Genomic DNA, 17014 nt, shown 5'->3' on the forward strand with positions numbered 1-17014 from the left:
AAAAATAAATGGAGACATATGAAGAAGCATTATCATGGATACATGGACGGCTCCGCACGGGAATCAAACCGGGGCTTGCGCGGATGGAATGGATGATGGAGCGTCTTGGCCATCCCGAACGGAGGCTGAAAGCTGTTCATATCGGCGGGACGAACGGAAAAGGCTCGACAACGGCTATGCTGCGCTCTATTTTGAGTGAAGCGGGCTATGAAGTCGGAACGTTCACCTCTCCTTACATCGAGCAGTTTAATGAACGGATCAGCGTAAATGGCAGGCCAATTTCTGATGATAAGATTACAGAATTGGCTCAAAAAATTCGGGTATTAGCTGATGAAATGGAAGACATGCCATTCGGCGGTCCAAGTGAATTTGAAATTATTACAGCAATGGCACTTTACTATTTTGCCCGCGTTCGGCCGGTTGATATTGTATTATTTGAAGTTGGTCTCGGCGGCCGTTTAGATTCAACGAATATCATTCATCCGGTTCTTTCTATTATTACAACAATTGGAATGGATCATGTTCAATTTCTTGGTCATACACTGTCCGAAATTGCCTTTGAAAAAGCGGGTATTATTAAAAATGGCATACCTGTCATGACGGCGGTTGAGCAGCCAGAAGCGCTTAGCGTCATTGAAGAGGCGGCAAAAGAGAAAAAAGCGGCTCTTTACTTGAATGGTCGTGAATTTAGCGGAACCTGGCTTTCATCCACGGAACAGGGCGAGCAATTTGAATTCAAGTCCCCATTTAGCAAACGAGGACCAATAGAAACGGGATTAGCCGGGCTGCATCAAGTGAACAACGCCGCACTAGCCATTATGGCTGCCGACTATTTGTGTGCCTTTTATTCATTTTACATTAAAGAGGAACATGTTGAAAAAGGCCTGAAAAAGATAAACTGGCCAGGCCGTTTTGAAACACTTTATAAGCGTCCGCTCATTATTGCAGACGGTGCGCATAACGAAGAAGGCATCAAGGCACTCGTTCAAACGATCCATCAGCGATTTCCAAATGAAAAAATCACCATTTTATTTGCGGCGATGAAAGATAAGCCGCTTGACGGGATGATTCAGCAATTAAAAAGTGTAGCTGATCTATTGTATTTCGCACCGTTTGATTTTCCGCGTGCGGCGCAAAAAGAAGATTATGAATCGTATACAGATGAAAAATCTGACATTGTACAAGACTATCAAAAAATGATTCAACTGTTCCAAAAAAGTGCAAAAGAAACAGACGTTTTAATGATAACAGGTTCCCTTTATTTCATTTCCGCTGTGAAAAACACAGCGTTGTTTTCTAGAGAGTAAATGGTGCGTATTAAAAGTGAAATTTGTTATAAAAAGGAATAAAGTCCTTATTTAAAGATTGTCTTTAAATAAGGACTTTCTTTGATATGGTCTGTATTCGTCTTATATATTCATCTTTTCTTTAATATGCTAAAATTAAATAAATAATGACTATTAACCTAGTAAATTATCGGGAATAGAGAAGTATAGATGAAGGCGGGAAAGACAGACGAGGTGGGAAATGTGTGAATAAAAGAATAAAAAAAATGATGTCGAACGATGGAATAACATTAATTGAAATACTGCTTTCAATCGTTATTTTAACCATTGTGGTTCTTTCTTTCTCAACGATGTTCATTCAATCTGCTCGCACAAATCAACAAACAGAATCAAGGATGGATGCTACCTATGTTGCTCAGCAATATATGGAGGAAGTCATTACTCATTGCTCAAGTGATAGTAAAAGCAGTTGCATTGTGTCCAATGGAAGATGGGAGGGGGAGAAGGACAACTACAGTGTGATTATAACGATAGAAGGCCGTGTCGAAGGGGGCAGTAAGGCAGTTGTTGAAGTATTCAGTGCAGATAATGAGAAACGAGAAGCGCGCATGGAAACGATTATAAGATAAAAGGAGGATATGAAACATGCAACAATGGCTGAAAAATGAGCGCGGCGTGACATTAATCGAAGTCATTGTTGCTTTTGCACTCCTGACGATGATTCTTTTGTTAATTAGTAATGTTCATTTGTCTGGACAGCGGCAGTTTACAGATCAGACGAAACAAATCGATGGACAAGCTAACGTCCGGCTGGCATTTAAATGGATGACGACCGATGTTCGAAAGTACGGAAATGTTCATGATGTAAATGAAGTTCAATCATCGATGAAGGTTGGCGCCATTTCCTATACGTACAGCAAAGCAGATCAGACGATCTTACGGGACGGTGCAGTGATAGCCGAAAACATAGACTCGTTTAGACTGGAATATGAGGCCCAAGAGAAATTGACGTTGACGATTAAAAGTGCGGAAACGCCTCATCAAAAAGACTTGTCAAAAGAATTTAAAACGGTCATTTACATAAGAAAGTAGGTAGTACCGATGAAGGGTCCTCTATGTATTCGAAAAGCGATTCATAATGAGCGCGGCATGGCATTAATTATAGTGTTGCTCGTGCTGACCGTTTTATCTGTGCTCGGTATGGCGCTTTTAGGATTGTCATTGAATAACACAAAAATGAGCAATTATGAACAGAAGTATGAAGCTGTCTATTATATTGCCGAAGCGGGTGCTGCTGATGCGTTAATTAAAGTAAGAAAAAAAGAAGAAGATTTAAAAGGAACAGCTTTACAGTGTGATGAGGAGGATGAAACCAGACGAGCCTGTTTTATTAGACATCTTAAGAACAGGATTGATGCAATAAACCGATACGAACTTGGTTTTGAAGGCACGTATGGCAAAACGATAGCTGAAATTGAGATTGAGAGGAATCCAAATGAGGCTGATGGATATATCGTGACATCCACAGGCACAATTAGCAGTAATTCAGAGGAAAATGATCCGGGGAAAGTGGAGAGAACAGTGATACAGACATTTACTGTAGGAAAGGATGAAGATGATGGATCGTTTTCAACAGCAACAACAGCTTTAATTGTTAAGTCGATGCTCGATATAGGCGGGAGTGTGACAATTAATGGAAACGTATGGATGGAGGATAAGTCTAAGCTTAGTATAAAGGGGAATGCAAAAATTACTGGAAACGTTTATAGTTTGTCAGAAACAAATCAATTGATACCGAAATTCCCTAAGTTTCCGGAGAATTCTTCTTTAGAAGAGGCAGAAGATTACATCGTCAATCAAGATAAAGAACTGCTGCTTTCAGAAAACATATCATTTTTTAACGATTTTCAGATTAACGATAGTATATTAACAATTAATACAGGGGAATCAGATAAAAAAATTGTTATAAACAATTTAAAACTTGGTCAAAAAGGACAGATTCGTATTAAGGGTAACGGGAAATTAACCATATATATCAGTGGTGAATTCACGATGGCTAACAAAAGTATAATAAACGACAATATAAATCAGGAGAAGCTCAATATCTATTGGAAAGGAGCCGGTACACTAAGTTTAAAAAATGACCACCAAGAAATTTACGGGCTGCTTTATGCGGAAAATGGGACTATCGATGTTAATGGAGGTTTGATTAAAGGAACAGTCGTGGCTGATAAATTCATTGCAAGCGGGAATGCAACAGTTGAGCATGGAACTGAGGATAACACCCTTCCGAAAAACGGAATCATTAACGCTGAACCGATCCGCGAGGCTACAGAAGAACAGGTACCCAACTAAAAAAGGTGCCTGTTTTTCTATGGGAATGCTCTGCCATCTAATAAAAGTAAATCATTCAAGTGATGTGTCTTTTTGGCAAAATGTAATAAAATTCGACATTTTTAATCACTCATTTCTTTCAAATTAGACAATTGTCCTATACAATATTTTAAAACTACCATTATCTTTAAATGATAAATCAAGCAAGCAGATGGACTACCATTAGATCGAGGAGGTTGTGAATGATACATATAATCATGGCTTTTATTGCGTTTCTTCTCGCGCTGCCTCTCTTAATCTATTTGCCGCTCGGATTGTCGCTGAAAGGAAAGCTGCTCATTGCGCTTCAATGTTTAGCGGCCGCTATAGGAGGGATCATGCTTTCCCCCTATTTGCTGCTTTGGCAAACAGGTCTTCTTGTTTTTCTCATCGTGCTCACGGCAGGATATTTAACGGTGAAATACGGCGTCGCAAACTGGGCGATAGATAATGATAATGATTGGGAAGAAGGCGATGGGGTATTTGCTTTCCTAGATCTGCCTGATGAAGAGACGAACCAGCCGCATAAATTACCGATAAGGGAAGAGACAGAAGAAATGGAAGAGGAAGAAGAAATTAGTGAATCAGATGAGTTGCCAGCCATGCCTGTCGGGGAAGAAGATGACTATATTGAGGCGTTGTTTTATGGGGAGCAGGACGATGAAATCGAAATGGATGATCCGTCTATCCCAAATGAAGGAACACACTATTTAGAAGAACTATTTGACGAAGCGGATGACAGCAATGAAGACATGGACATTCCGCTGCTTCACTTTGAAGATAAGAAAGAATGATAGAGCATCATGGCAGATTGGAGCGCCCGTATATGAAGAAAAAAGAGACAGTAAAAATCGCCGCTATGTTTATGATGCTGACGTTGTACTTCATTGGCTTTTCGTATTACGGAACGGCTGCGTATGAGAAATTTTTTCAATCAAACGAGCGTTTTGACGAAGGAACGGTAATAGGATCTGAATCACTTGACCATGCGACAAAAGCGGAAGCGATGCGCACATTAATAGAAAAAGTAACAGCCTGGCAGATTAATGCGGCGTTAACGTTTCAATACGTTGAAAAATCAGCAAGTATAAGCACAAACTTAGTTGAATTTCAAATCGAAAAATCGATTGAAAAAGCGGTTCCGGGACAAAAAAATGAATTATATACGAGCGTTTCGGCAGAACGTCTTCAAGAACAGCTCGATGAACAGTTTCCAGCGCTTCGTGACACACCGCTTAATGTTGAAATGCTTGCATCAGACATAGCGGATATCGGCGATTATTTAAAACCGAACGAAACAGTCATTGATCTTACTTTATATATGAATCAAGAAGCGAGGCAGTCGATTGCAGCTGAATCTTTAGCAGGAGCCACTGTGGAGCCGCTTGTGGCCTTTCTTAAAACAAATCCGTCCATCCCTGTTAAAAGTGGAGACGTCATATCGTTCAATCAATGGTTGTCAACTGCCCAATCAGGGAATTTGTTAGATAAAGAAAGCATCAATCTTCTTTCCTCTGCTTTATATCGGCTCGTCATGCAGACGAATTTTGTGATCTTGGAAAAAAATCAAAGTATGGCGTTGCCAGACAAGATCGATCTCGGATATGAAGCGAAAGTAGACGAGGCGAACGGTCAAGATTTTCTCTTTTTAAATGAAAACAATACGAGTTATACAGTCGAATGGCAAGTGATAGATGGAAAAGTATACGTTGTGTTAAAAGGAATCCCTTTTTATTATACGTATACGCCAGTGCTTAAAAATAAAGCTGAGTTAGAGCCGAAAACGATTTTGCAATTTGATCCTCGTATGCCATACGGTACGACGCGCGTGGAGCGGTTCGGTGAAAGCGGGATGATGATTGACGTGTATCGGCAGGTAAGAGAAGGGACATTTGAGCTGAAAGAAGATAAAATAGCGGAAGATTTTTACTTGCCTGTCCATCAAATAGAATGGCATAGTTCACAGGATCCCCCGCCAGAAACAACTCTTGAACCGGAATTGGATACGGATCAAGACGTAGACAATGAAAATGGGGCAGAAACAGAATCAAATCCAAATACCGGAACAGGATCAGACGCAGGAACAGAATCAAATCCAAATACCGAAACAGGGTCAGGTACAGAGTCAAATTCAAATACCAGAACAGAATCAGACGCCGATGCAAAATCGAATCCAAATACAGGCACAGGATCAAACGCAGGAACAGTTCCGAAAGAAAATTCAACAGAAGTAAAACAGTGTGAAGAAAAAGACTGTTATGAAGAAGAAGAATAACAAACTAAGGGTGATAGGCGATGAGAACGCAGCGAAAACGACTCGGAGACATACTTGTTGAAACAGGGCTCATAACAGAAGCACAGCTCGAATCGGCGCTGTCGGAAAAAACGTCCGATCAAAAATTGGGGGATGCGTTGCTGCAGCGCGGTTATATTACCGAGCAACAGCTCATTGAAGTGCTTGAATTCCAGCTGGGAATCCCTCATGTCAGTCTGTACCGGTATCCGATAGATGCAAATATTTTAACGCTCATTCCGAAAGAAATGGCAAAGACAAACTTAATTATGCCGCTTAAAAAAGAGGAAAACCGTTTGTATGTGGCGATGGCAGATCCGATGGATTACTACACGATAGAAGATTTGCGTCTTTCAACCGGTTTTCAAATTGTCGCGGCCATTGCATCGAAAGACGATATTATTCGGACGATTAACAAGTATTATGATATCGATGATTCGTTTGAAGAAATGATACAGGCAAATACCGAAGAAGCGGCCAATGAACAAGAAAATACAGATGATGATTCACCGATCGTCCGTCTCGTCAATCAGATTTTTTCTCATGCAATGGCGGAAAAGGCGAGTGATATTCATATTGACCCGCATGAAACAAAAGTGATGGTTCGTCTTCGCGTGGATGGGATGCTCCAAGTGGAACGGCAGCTGCCAAAGCATATGCAAAGCATGCTTACTGCCCGCATTAAAATTTTAGCAAATCTTGATATTACCGAGCATCGCATTCCGCAAGATGGACGGATTAAAATAAACATTGATTTCCGGCCGATTGATTTGCGTGTATCAACATTGCCGACAGTGTACGGAGAAAAAATCGTTATGCGGATTTTGGATTTAAGCAGTTCACTAAACGATTTAAATCACCTTGGGTTTAATAAAGTCAATTTGCAGCGTGTGGAAAAAATGCTTGAACGGCCAAATGGGATTGTGCTTATTACAGGCCCAACAGGTTCTGGTAAATCATCGACTCTTTATGCTGCACTAAACAGGTTAAACAAAGAAGAAGTCAATATTATTACGGTTGAAGACCCCGTTGAATATCAATTAGAAGGTGTCAATCAAATTCAAGTCAATCCAAATGTCGGCTTAACATTCGCAGCAGGTCTCCGGTCCATCTTACGGCAAGATCCAAACATCATTATGGTCGGAGAAATACGCGATAAAGAAACGGCTGAAGTCGCGATTCGGGCTTCATTAACGGGGCATCTTGTGTTAAGTACTCTTCATACGAACGACTCGATCTCAAGCATTACCCGCCTCATTGATATGGGTGTCGACTCGTTTTTAGTGGCGTCATCGGTAAGTGGCATTGTCGCCCAGCGGCTTGTGAGGAAAGTATGCCGTGACTGCGGCCGTGAAGAAGAAGCGACAAAACGGGAGATTGATATTTTCGGCAAGCGCGGATTAAAGATCGAAAAAATCAAAAGAGGCGGCGGCTGTGCTTCTTGCAATATGACCGGCTACAAAGGCCGGATCGCGATTCATGAAGTGCTCACGGTTACAGAAGAAATGAAGCGATTGATTTTAAATGAAGAACCGCTTTCAAAATTAAAGGAAGCAGCGCAAAAGCAAAAAACGATTTTTCTGCTCGACGATGGCTTGCTGAAAGTGCGGCAGGGCATTACGACGACAGAAGAAATATTACGCGCTGTTTTAATGGAGTAGACGGAATGAAAGAAAAACTCGAATTTTTATTACGTTCAGCATACGAATTGCAGGCATCGGACATTCATTTGACTGTCGGAACAGCACCGGTTTTCCGTATTCATGGTGATTTGAAACGATATGGGAAAGAAGTGCTGACACCAGAGGACACAGAACAGATGGCTAAATCGATTATATCGGAATCATTGTGGGCGTCGTTTCAAGAGCAAGGAGAAATTGATCTTTCATTTGGGATACCGAAAGTGTCGCGCTTTCGGGTAAACGCGTTTCATCAGCGAAATTGTGTATCGATTGCAATTCGGGTGATTCCAACGAAGATTCCTTCACTTGAAGATTTGTCTATGCCGCCTGTATTGAAAAAAGTCGTCAGTCGGCCGAATGGGCTTGTCCTCGTCACTGGTCCGACCGGGAGCGGCAAATCAACGACTCTTGCAAGCATGATTGATTATGTCAATAAAGAAACGAGAAAGCACATTATTACACTGGAAGATCCGATTGAGTATTTGCATAAGCATGGGAAAAGCATTATTGATCAACGAGAAGTCGGATACGATACGAAAAGTTTCGCTAATGGGCTGCGTGCATCGCTGCGGCAAGACCCGGATATTATTCTTGTCGGGGAAATGCGCGATTTAGAAACGATTCAAACAGCGATCACAGCGGCTGAAACAGGCCATCTTGTATTGGCGACGCTGCATACATCGAGCGCACCGGCAACGATTGAGCGGATTATTGATGTGTTTCCAGCTGAACAGCAGCCGCAAATTCGGACGCAGCTGGCTACGGTATTAGCTGCAATCGTCTCACAACGTCTTTTCCCAACGCCTGATCTGCGAGGCAGGCGGGCGGCTGTTGAAGTGCTTCTAAATAACCCGGCCGTTTCCAACTTAATCCGTTCGGAAAAAGTGCATCAAATTGTAAATATTATGCAGACGTCAAAAGCATCCGGTATGCAGCTGATGGCTGACCATGTGCAAGATTTAGTTGAGCAGGAGGCACTTTCCCATGATGCTGCTCTCCCTTATTTAAGAGAAAGAGAAAAAGAGAATGGCTAAATTTCATTACAAAGGACGGGACCGGAGAGGACTAAGGAAAGGGACGATTACAGCCGAAACGAAAAAAGAAGCACTGGCTAAACTACAGCAAAACGGGATTCGCGTAACTGACATTCAGCAGCAGGCGGAAACGTTTTTAAATCGCGATATTATGATCGGAAGACAAGTGAAACTTGAACATATGGTCATTTTCCTTCGCCAGTTTTCGGCACTGTTAGCAGCGGGGATAACGGTCATTGATGCGACAGCCATTTTGTCACAGCAAACAGAAAGCAAAGCGCTGAAAAAAACACTTAATCAGATGGAAATCGAAATACGCGAAGGCAGGCCGCTTTCAGATGCTGCTGCCCACCAGCGAAAAATATTCGAACCGCTGTTTATTAACATGCTCAGGGCCGGCGAAGCGACAGGGAATCTCGACGAAACGTTTCATGACATGGCAGAATATTACGAGCGCCAGCACCGAACACGTCAGAAAGTCGTCTCGGCACTTGCTTATCCTGCTGCTGTCGGCGTTATTGCCCTTGTGGTCGTCATCTTTTTGCTCGTGTCGGTTGTCCCGACATTTGTCGGGATGTTTGCTGATTTTGGCGGCGAACTGCCGGCGATTACGCAGTTCGTTATTTCATCGAGTGAATGGATGCAAGCCTATTGGTATATGATGATCGGTTTGATTGCACTGATCGGCTTTTTCTTTTGGAGTGTTCAGCAGCGGAAAGAAACAAAATATTATTACGATTATGCGATGTTAAAAATGCCGATTATCGGAAATCTTATGCAGAAAGCCGTATTGGCCCGAATGACACGAACACTCAGTTCGTTATTTTCAAATTCAGTACCGATTATCCGGGCGATGGAAATTGTCGGCGAAGTCGTCGAAAATGAAGTGATCGAGCGTGTGATCAAAGAATCCCGCAATGCGCTCGAACGGGGAGAATCGTTAACCGGGCCGATGAAAAAACATTGGGCTTTTCCGCCGCTCGTTCATCATATGATTTCAATCGGTGAAGAAACAGGCTCACTCGATTCCATGCTGTCAAAAGTAGCGGACTTTTACGAACGGGAAGTGGAGGCAACGACCGACCGGCTGAAATCATTAATTGAACCGCTTATGATCGTTCTGCTCGCCGCCATTGTCGGTACGATCGTCACATCTATCCTTGTGCCTATGTTTGAAATTTTTAATAACGTACAAGCATAAAAAAATGTGATAAAATCACTAAACTTTCATTGATAATAGACGATAACCGGAGTAAGATGAAAAGAGACAGCAAGATATTCATAGGTTGGTAGAAATGAACAAAATAATAGAGGTTCAGGAGGAAAAAACATGTTTGCAGCGATGAAACGAAACATGAAAAATGAAAAAGGCTTAACGTTAATTGAATTGCTCGCCGTCGTCGTCATTCTCGGAATTATTGCAGCCATTGCCATCCCGTCTATTGGTGGACTTATTGATAACTCGAAAAAAGATGCGCATGTCGCGAATGCGCAGCAAATGATTAGTGCAGCCAAAACGTATGTTGCAAGCAATCCAACTGTTGGTACTGGCAATGTAACTTTACAACAACTGATTGATCAAGGCCTCATTGATGAAATGGAAGATCCAGATACTGGTGCGCTTAATTATGATAAAGCGAATTCTTTAGTTGTTATCACAAAAGTACCTGCTACAGCAGCAGCTACTGGAGTCACAGCAAAAGCTGCCACATATACTTATACAGTTACACTAATTGGTAATGAAAGAAAGATTGCAACACAAACGCAGACTGATCTTGACAGAGCAGATGTAGTAATTAAATAAATGATCTATCTATTAATCTTCCTCTACGGCCTCGTCTTCGGCTCATTTTATAACGTCGTTGGTCTCCGGGTTCCGATCGGGAAGTCGATTGTGAAACCGCGCAGCGCTTGTTCGCTGTGCGGTCATCAGTTGACTGCATTAGATCTTATCCCGGTTGTTTCCTACATATTCCTTAAGGGGCAGTGCCGCAAATGCGGGTCACGTATATCCCCCAATTATCCTTTAACAGAGCTGCTGACGGCGCTGTTATTTTTGTATGCGTATCTTTATTTCGGGTTAACGATCGACTTTCTACTCGCTCTTCTCTTCATTTCGATGCTGATCATCATCGTCGTCTCCGATCTTGCTTATATGCGGATTCCAGATAAAATCATACTGTTCTTTTTCAGTTTGTTCCTTGTCATTCGACTGATTTACCCTCTTACACCGTGGTGGGATTCGCTCCTCGGTGCTCTGGCAGGCTTTTCTCTTTTATTGTTGATCGCCATCGTCTCAAAAGGCGGAATGGGCGGCGGCGATATTAAATTATTCGGTGTTCTCGGGTTTATAATGGGGACGAAATGGATGCTTTTGACTTTTTTTTTATCGTGTCTATTTGGCGCTGTCATTGGGCTTGTCCTTCTGATTTTTGGTATAGTGAAAAGAGGGAAACCGATGCCGTTTGGGCCATATATTGCGATGGCAGCGATCACCGTCTATTTTCATGGCGATGGGCTAATCTACTGGTATCTCCAGTTTTTTTCATGAAGGAGAAATGTAAATGGCGTTTCGATTATTTTCAAAAAAAGATAAAACGATTAATCTTGTGTTTACTGATTATGCGATTCGTTACGTGGAAATTAAGCAGATGTATCCGCTCATTATTGAACGGTGCGGGGAGCGATTCATTCCGGACGGACTTATTCGAAGAGGCGAGATTATCGATTTCGATGCGTTGCTGAAGGTATTGGAAAACTGTGTGGATGAATGGAAAATAAAACACCGTACGGCCCGATTTATCGTACCAGATCAATTCGTCGCGATGCGAGAAGAAAAAATCGATGCTGATTTGCAAGAGGATGAAATGAAAAATTACATTTTCATGCAAATCGGGTCGACCATTCATTTGCCGTTTGAAGAGCCGGTATTTGACGTGGCGGTGATTGGAGAACATGACGGAAAAAAAGACGTGTTATTAATTGCGGCACCGGAAGAAAAAGTGCGTGACTATATGAATGTAATGGAAGAAGCGAAATTAAAGCCTGTTGCGGCGGATATCGGTCCGCTCAGTTTGTACCGTCTTTATCACCAAGAAGATACGACAAATTCAAAGGCGCACGAGCTGATGATTCATTTAACGGAAAACGTCATGATGCTGTCGATCTTTCATGGAAATCGGCCGAAGTTTATGAAACCGGTGTTTATCGAAAAAAATGAAGACAGGGTAGAAGTGTTAGGAATCGAAAGAGAAGAATCAGGCGAATTGACAGATGTACTGAATGAACTCGAAAAAGTCATTAACTTTTATGAAAATTCGCTTCATAAAGGCCAAATTCGTATTGAGAAAGTCTTTTTTAATGGCGATCATCCGCAGTCTGATTTCGTTCATCGTCATTTAGAGACGAGACTTGGACTTCGTGTGTATGGCAATGATGCGATTGAAGCGGTAACGAAAGAGGGACTTGTACTCTCTCCTTCTTTTTACGAAGCAGCTGGACTTGGATTGAAAGAGGGGTAATGGACAATGTTAATTGAAATTAATTTACTGCCTCAAAAAGAGAAAAGAAGAGTGCCATTGTTCGTAATTCTCCTTTTCATCGTGCTGCTTCTAACGGCGTCAGCCAGCGCATTTATTGTCTTTTATATGAAAAATAAAGAGCTCGACAATGTAGAGCAGCAGCTGTCCAACGCTGTCCAACTGCGGGAAACGCTTGAAATGAATGTAGTGAATAACAGCGGGGCAACCGTGAGCAGCGCTGAAAGGCTAAATGAAGCGATCATATGGGCAGACCGTATGAAAGTGCCTGTCTCGCCAATCATCACGCATTTAGTTGAGCGGCTGCCCGAACGCGGCTTTTTCCAAGCTCTTTCTTATACGAGTGAGGAGTCGCTGATCGTCACGATTCAATTTGATACGAGCCGGGAAGCAGCCTATTATTTAAGTGAGCTGAAATCATCCAAATGGGTCGATTCGGCGAAGATTTTAACATTGAATACGTCTGTTGAAGAAAGCGAAGAAGAGGCGCAAGCGATTTTGGATGCAGGGAATGCATTGCCTCGTTATGCAGTGGAATATGAAATCGTGTTTAATACGAAAGTGGTCAATGAAGCACTCTTGCAGGAGGCGAATCGATAAATGAGCAGAACGCGCTTTTATGTTATTCTCCTTTCGCTTGTTGTCATTGCCCTTTTTGCTTATATGTATTTTGCTATGTATCGACCGATCGTCCTAAATATGAAGACGATGAATGAGCAGCTGCAGTCAGAAGAAGAATTAATTGCTGCACTTGAGCAGCAGGCCGAACGGACGGCAGTGAGCGGTCCATCTGTTGCGACAGGCTCGCTGCAGCAGAAAGTACCAGTCAAACCGATGAGTGATAGACTCATACTTGATTTTGAAAAAGCAGAATTGCTGTCAAAAAGCTTGATTACAACGATTGTGTTTACAGAAGGGGAAGAAGAAACACTCCCTGCCACGCCGGAAGAAGATATTGCTCAAGTAGAAAACGGAGAGACAGCGGCTGACCCGGAAAATGCGGATGAAACCGATCAAGCGGAAGAATCAACAGGTGAAAACGTGACAGATGCATCAGAAGAAGAGATAGCCCCTGCTGAACAGCCGCTTCCTGAAGAAGTACTTCCGGCAGGAATCCGTAAAATTCGTGCGCAAATGACCGTTGAATCACCGGGCTATGCAGAGATGGACATGTTCATTCACACGCTTGAAAACCAAATGCGTATGTTAAAAGTGGAGCAGCTTGAATTTACGGGGCCGGAAGAAGCGCAAAAATTAACAGGGGAAGAAGAACCGATTACGTACAACATAACCGTTGCGGCGTATTACATGCCGGAATTGCTGGACTTGCTCCAAGATTCTCCGGAAATCGATACACCGGACCCCGCTCATAAAAAAGACCCGTTCGTCACGATTGAAGAGTGAAAGCAAGTGTGAATGAAATAGGGAATGTGTAAGAATAAAAAGAACAGAACGCCTGCCGTTCTGTTCTTTTTATAGCGAAAAATCGTATATATAATAAAGTGAAACTTCATATACCTTAAACGAAGTCTTCTTTTCAATGTCTTAAAGCGGGATCTTACGGAAGGATAAATAGGGGAGGAATGAAGATGGACGAGCTGGACTGGACACGGCCAAATAGTGATGTTCTCGTCTGGCAATTGCCAGGGGAAGAAGGGCCCGCTGTCCCGAAAAAAAAGAAATCCATCATTCGGCCGGCTGCTGGAGCGGCAATCGTCTTATCTGCGCTTATTACCGGGACACTGTTTGGTGTGACGATGATTCGCGCTGTGAATGTGGAAGAGGCAAAACCGCCAGCCGCTTCTGTAAGCGAGATGCCTGTGCAAGAGGCGCCTGTACAGGGAACGAAACAAGTGGATGTAACGGTTTCGGTCATTCAAGGAGGTCTTTATTCAACGGAGGAAGCAGCTAAAAAAAGTGTTGAAAAGGCAAAAGTAAAAAAAATTACCGCAGACTATGTTTCATCGGCAGGGCAATATATGGTCCTTTACGGTGTGTTTTCATCACCGGATGAAGCAAAAAGTGCTGCTAGGCTACTAGAAGAAAAAGGGACGGCTGTTTATGTGAAAGACGTGACCGCTTCGATGACAGAAGCGGCTGAAACAAGGATGAAAGGAGAAACCGATCCGCAAAAAAAACTAGATCAATTAAAAGAAGCAATGTCTCGATAGCCTGCCTTTTTCGGCAGGTTTTTATTGTTTGATGAGAGAAGCATTCTTATCTTAGAAAACGTAATGCAGCCTAATGAGCAGATGATCGTTTAATGTTGGATTTACATATAGTTATTTGGTATGATGAGTGCGTATTCTCCCAATTCTTCAACAGAAAGGTGATCCACTTTGACTAACATCGTTCTTGCTTCATCATCACCCCGCAGGAAAGAATTACTTTCTCAGGTTCTCATTCCATATACTGTCCATGCTGCTAATGCAGATGAAACGATTTTAGAAGGAACTGCGCCGTCGGATGCGGTTGAGCAGCTTGCTCTTCGCAAAGCGGAAGCTGTTTTTATGCTCTATCCGGATGCGGCTGTGATCGGTGCGGATACAGTTGTTGTTCATAATGGGCATATTCTTGGCAAACCAGCAGACGAAGCGGAAGCCTATGCAATGATCGCCAGCCTGTCTGGTACGATACATTCTGTTTATACAGGCGTTGCCATCATGACGCAAAATGAAAAAATCATTTTTCATGAAAAAACGGATGTTGAATTTTGGAAACTATCGGAGGAAGAAATAGCTGGCTACATCCAGACGGGCGAACCGTTTGATAAAGCGGGTGGCTACGGCATTCAATCAGCTGGTGCGCTGTTCGTTAAAGCGATTCAAGGCGATTATTTTACCGTTGTCGGCCTCCCGTTATCCTCTTTGTATCGCCATCTAAAACGTCTTGGAATCGTAACAGGCACCTTTTCTTCTTAAATGAAAAAGGAGAACGAACGAATGACAAATGATCAACAGTTGCCAGTGAAGCCCATCATGATTAGAGACGTACCACCCCATGACCGGCCGCGCGAGCGGCTGATCGCAAACGGACCGCGAAGTCTATCCACCCATGAACTCCTAGCCATTCTACTCAGGACAGGAACGAAAGAAGAGTCAGTCCTGCAGTTATCCAACCGCATATTAAATGAATTTGAAGGGCTGCGCCTGTTAAAAGATGCTTCTCTTGAAGAAATAACGGCTATCCATGGAATCGGCAGTGCGAAAGCGATTCAATTAATGGCTGCTGTTGAAATCGGCCGCCGAATCGGGCGATTAAAATATGAAAACCGGTTTATGATTCGTTCTCCCGAAGATGCCGCGAATTATATGATGGAGGAAATGCGTTTTCTTAGTCAAGAACATTTCGTCTGTCTATACTTAAATACGAAAAACCAAGTCATGCATAAACAAACATTGTTTATTGGCAGCTTAAATGCCAGTATCGTGCATCCGCGCGAAGTGTTCAAGGAAGCATTTAGACGTTCCGCTGCATCAATCGTCTGTTTGCATAATCATCCATCCGGTGACCCAGCACCGAGCCGGGAGGATATCGAAGTTACGAAGCGTCTTGTTGAATGCGGCAAAATTTTAGGGATTGATGTGCTTGACCATCTCATTATAGGAGAGAAAAAATATGTCAGTTTGAAAGAAAAAGGTTATTTATAACGCTATGCTTTTTTTTTTCGTTCCGCTATAATATAAGTTATGGTTTTTGAGACGCTTTTCACACAATTTAACGACCATCAATAGTGAAACAATTACGATAAAAAGGATCCGCTGAAGAAAGGGAGATACATTACATGTTTGGAATTGGGAGCCGTGATTTAGGCATTGACCTAGGGACTGCAAATACACTTGTTTATGCGAAAGGAAAAGGAGTCCTTGTTCGTGAACCGTCCGTTGTCGCATTGCAGACAGATACGAAGCAAATTGTCGCCGTCGGGAACGACGCGCGAAATATGATTGGAAGAACACCAGGAAATATTATTGCCACGCGTCCGATGAAAGACGGTGTAATTGCAGATTACGAAACGACTGCTACGATGATTAAGTACTATATTAAACAGGCAACAAAAGGCACCTCAAGTTTTCTTTCAAGCAAGCCGTATGTGATGGTGTGCGTACCCTCAGGGATTACAGCGGTTGAACGCCGTGCAGTGATCGATGCGACACGTCAAGCCGGTGCCCGTGATGCGTATCCGATTGAAGAACCATTTGCTGCAGCAATCGGTGCGAATTTACCTGTATGGGAACCGACAGGCAGTATGGTGGTTGACATTGGCGGCGGGACAACCGAAGTGGCGATTATTTCACTTGGCGGCATTGTTACAAGTGAATCACTTCGCATTGCCGGTGATGAGATGGATGATGCGATTGTTGCCTATATCCGCAAGCAATACAATCTGTTAATCGGTGATCGTACATCAGAAATGATTAAGATGGAAATCGGCTCGGCTGGTGATACAGATGATATTCCGAATTTAGAAATTCGAGGCCGTGACTTATTGACAGGATTGCCGAAAACAATTGAAATTACAGCGAAAGAGATTGCCGATGCATTGAAAGATACTGTATATGCGATTGTCGATACGGTAAAAAGTACGCTTGAAAAAACACCGCCTGAACTGGCAGCAGATATTATGGACCGGGGTATTGTATTAACAGGCGGCGGCGCCCTTCTTCGCAATTTGGATAAAGTAATCAGTAAAGAAACGAACATGCCGGTAATTATCGCGGAAAATCCGCTTGACTGTGTAGCTATCGGGACAGGTCTTGCGCTCGATCATATCCATTTATTTAAAAACAAATAATTTATGACGATG

18 protein-coding genes are annotated in these 17014 nt (G+C 42.7%); all 18 read left to right on the forward strand.

Translation table 11 applies throughout. The features are described from left to right. Positions 1 to 8: 8 nt before the first annotated feature. The 18 genes from ACZYRN_RS00895 (at position 9) to ACZYRN_RS00980 (ending at position 17002) form a co-directional block, all read left to right on the forward strand. Positions 9 to 1307 (forward strand): bifunctional folylpolyglutamate synthase/dihydrofolate synthase, encoded by a 1299-nt coding sequence (locus ACZYRN_RS00895; protein ID WP_488909619.1) that lies wholly within the window; start codon positions 9 to 11, stop codon positions 1305 to 1307. Between the two features lie 224 nt (positions 1308 to 1531). Then, a complete protein-coding gene (locus tag ACZYRN_RS00900; RefSeq protein WP_488909620.1) occupies positions 1532 to 1915 on the forward strand; it encodes a type IV pilus modification PilV family protein in 384 nt (127 codons plus the stop codon). A 16-nt stretch (positions 1916 to 1931) separates the two neighbouring features. Then, positions 1932 to 2378, forward strand: coding sequence for a PilW family protein (locus ACZYRN_RS00905; protein ID WP_488909621.1), 447 nt, complete (start codon positions 1932 to 1934; stop codon positions 2376 to 2378). Positions 2379 to 2387: 9 nt separating this feature from the next. Beyond that, positions 2388 to 3641, forward strand: coding sequence for a DUF7305 domain-containing protein (locus tag ACZYRN_RS00910; RefSeq protein WP_488909622.1), 1254 nt, complete (start codon positions 2388 to 2390; stop codon positions 3639 to 3641). A 221-nt stretch (positions 3642 to 3862) separates the two neighbouring features. Then, positions 3863 to 4453: a hypothetical protein gene (locus tag ACZYRN_RS00915; RefSeq protein WP_488909623.1), complete on the forward strand. Its 591-nt coding sequence runs from the start codon at positions 3863 to 3865 to the stop codon at positions 4451 to 4453. Positions 4454 to 4485: 32 nt separating this feature from the next. Beyond that, positions 4486 to 5934 (forward strand): VanW family protein, encoded by a 1449-nt coding sequence (locus ACZYRN_RS00920; protein WP_488909624.1) that lies wholly within the window; start codon positions 4486 to 4488, stop codon positions 5932 to 5934. Positions 5935 to 5954: 20 nt separating this feature from the next. Continuing rightward, entirely contained in the window at positions 5955 to 7613 is a 1659-nt protein-coding gene (locus ACZYRN_RS00925; RefSeq protein WP_488909625.1) for a GspE/PulE family protein, read from the forward strand. A 5-nt stretch (positions 7614 to 7618) separates the two neighbouring features. Then, on the forward strand, positions 7619 to 8668 hold the full coding sequence (locus ACZYRN_RS00930) for a type IV pilus twitching motility protein PilT (RefSeq protein ID WP_488909626.1): 1050 nt from the start codon (positions 7619 to 7621) through the stop codon (positions 8666 to 8668). Next, a complete protein-coding gene (locus ACZYRN_RS00935) occupies positions 8661 to 9869 on the forward strand; it encodes a type II secretion system F family protein (protein WP_488909627.1) in 1209 nt (402 codons plus the stop codon). Before ACZYRN_RS00930 ends, ACZYRN_RS00935 begins: the two co-directional genes overlap by 8 nt. A gap of 129 nt (positions 9870 to 9998) precedes the next feature. Next, the gene (locus ACZYRN_RS00940; protein WP_488909628.1) at positions 9999 to 10472 is read left to right on the forward strand and encodes a type II secretion system protein; all 474 of its coding nucleotides are present in this window, start codon (positions 9999 to 10001) and stop codon (positions 10470 to 10472) included. Beyond that, positions 10473 to 11219 (forward strand): prepilin peptidase, encoded by a 747-nt coding sequence (locus ACZYRN_RS00945; RefSeq protein ID WP_488909629.1) that lies wholly within the window; start codon positions 10473 to 10475, stop codon positions 11217 to 11219. 13 nt (positions 11220 to 11232) lie between these two features. After that, positions 11233 to 12189: a type IV pilus biogenesis protein PilM gene (pilM, locus tag ACZYRN_RS00950; protein WP_488909630.1), complete on the forward strand. Its 957-nt coding sequence runs from the start codon at positions 11233 to 11235 to the stop codon at positions 12187 to 12189. 6 nt (positions 12190 to 12195) lie between these two features. Beyond that, positions 12196 to 12807, forward strand: coding sequence for a hypothetical protein (locus tag ACZYRN_RS00955; RefSeq protein WP_488909631.1), 612 nt, complete (start codon positions 12196 to 12198; stop codon positions 12805 to 12807). After that, entirely contained in the window at positions 12808 to 13611 is an 804-nt protein-coding gene (locus tag ACZYRN_RS00960; RefSeq protein WP_488909632.1) for a hypothetical protein, read from the forward strand. A gap of 185 nt (positions 13612 to 13796) precedes the next feature. Continuing rightward, complete coding sequence (locus ACZYRN_RS00965; protein WP_488909633.1) at positions 13797 to 14378, forward strand: SPOR domain-containing protein; 582 nt, start codon at positions 13797 to 13799, stop codon at positions 14376 to 14378. 168 nt (positions 14379 to 14546) lie between these two features. After that, the gene (locus tag ACZYRN_RS00970) at positions 14547 to 15128 is read left to right on the forward strand and encodes a Maf family protein (RefSeq protein ID WP_488909634.1); all 582 of its coding nucleotides are present in this window, start codon (positions 14547 to 14549) and stop codon (positions 15126 to 15128) included. 21 nt (positions 15129 to 15149) lie between these two features. Then, entirely contained in the window at positions 15150 to 15857 is a 708-nt protein-coding gene (gene radC / locus ACZYRN_RS00975) for a RadC family protein (RefSeq protein ID WP_488909635.1), read from the forward strand. Positions 15858 to 15991: 134 nt separating this feature from the next. Beyond that, the gene (locus tag ACZYRN_RS00980) at positions 15992 to 17002 is read left to right on the forward strand and encodes a rod shape-determining protein (protein WP_488909636.1); all 1011 of its coding nucleotides are present in this window, start codon (positions 15992 to 15994) and stop codon (positions 17000 to 17002) included. The last annotated feature ends 12 nt before the right edge of the window (positions 17003 to 17014 follow it).

The organism is Domibacillus sp. F004 (assembly GCF_057814295.1).

Bases quoted from the DNA above. Each gene is read 5' to 3' on its own strand.
- ACZYRN_RS00955 (WP_488909631.1), top strand. From the start codon at position 12,196: ATGTTAATTGAAATTAATTTACTGCCTCAAAAAGAGAAAAGAAGAGTG.
- ACZYRN_RS00915 (WP_488909623.1), top strand. From the start codon at position 3,863: ATGATACATATAATCATGGCTTTTATTGCGTTTCTTCTCGCGCTGCCT.
- ACZYRN_RS00920 (WP_488909624.1), top strand. From the start codon at position 4,486: ATGAAGAAAAAAGAGACAGTAAAAATCGCCGCTATGTTTATGATGCTG.
- ACZYRN_RS00895 (WP_488909619.1), top strand. From the start codon at position 9: ATGGAGACATATGAAGAAGCATTATCATGGATACATGGACGGCTCCGC.
- ACZYRN_RS00910 (WP_488909622.1), top strand. From the start codon at position 2,388: ATGAAGGGTCCTCTATGTATTCGAAAAGCGATTCATAATGAGCGCGGC.
- ACZYRN_RS00925 (WP_488909625.1), top strand. From the start codon at position 5,955: ATGAGAACGCAGCGAAAACGACTCGGAGACATACTTGTTGAAACAGGG.
- ACZYRN_RS00960 (WP_488909632.1), top strand. From the start codon at position 12,808: ATGAGCAGAACGCGCTTTTATGTTATTCTCCTTTCGCTTGTTGTCATT.
- ACZYRN_RS00965 (WP_488909633.1), top strand. From the start codon at position 13,797: ATGGACGAGCTGGACTGGACACGGCCAAATAGTGATGTTCTCGTCTGG.
- ACZYRN_RS00945 (WP_488909629.1), top strand. From the start codon at position 10,473: ATGATCTATCTATTAATCTTCCTCTACGGCCTCGTCTTCGGCTCATTT.
- ACZYRN_RS00980 (WP_488909636.1), top strand. From the start codon at position 15,992: ATGTTTGGAATTGGGAGCCGTGATTTAGGCATTGACCTAGGGACTGCA.
- radC (WP_488909635.1), top strand. From the start codon at position 15,150: ATGACAAATGATCAACAGTTGCCAGTGAAGCCCATCATGATTAGAGAC.
- ACZYRN_RS00930 (WP_488909626.1), top strand. From the start codon at position 7,619: ATGAAAGAAAAACTCGAATTTTTATTACGTTCAGCATACGAATTGCAG.
- ACZYRN_RS00940 (WP_488909628.1), top strand. From the start codon at position 9,999: ATGTTTGCAGCGATGAAACGAAACATGAAAAATGAAAAAGGCTTAACG.
- ACZYRN_RS00905 (WP_488909621.1), top strand. From the start codon at position 1,932: ATGCAACAATGGCTGAAAAATGAGCGCGGCGTGACATTAATCGAAGTC.
- pilM (WP_488909630.1), top strand. From the start codon at position 11,233: ATGGCGTTTCGATTATTTTCAAAAAAAGATAAAACGATTAATCTTGTG.
- ACZYRN_RS00935 (WP_488909627.1), top strand. From the start codon at position 8,661: ATGGCTAAATTTCATTACAAAGGACGGGACCGGAGAGGACTAAGGAAA.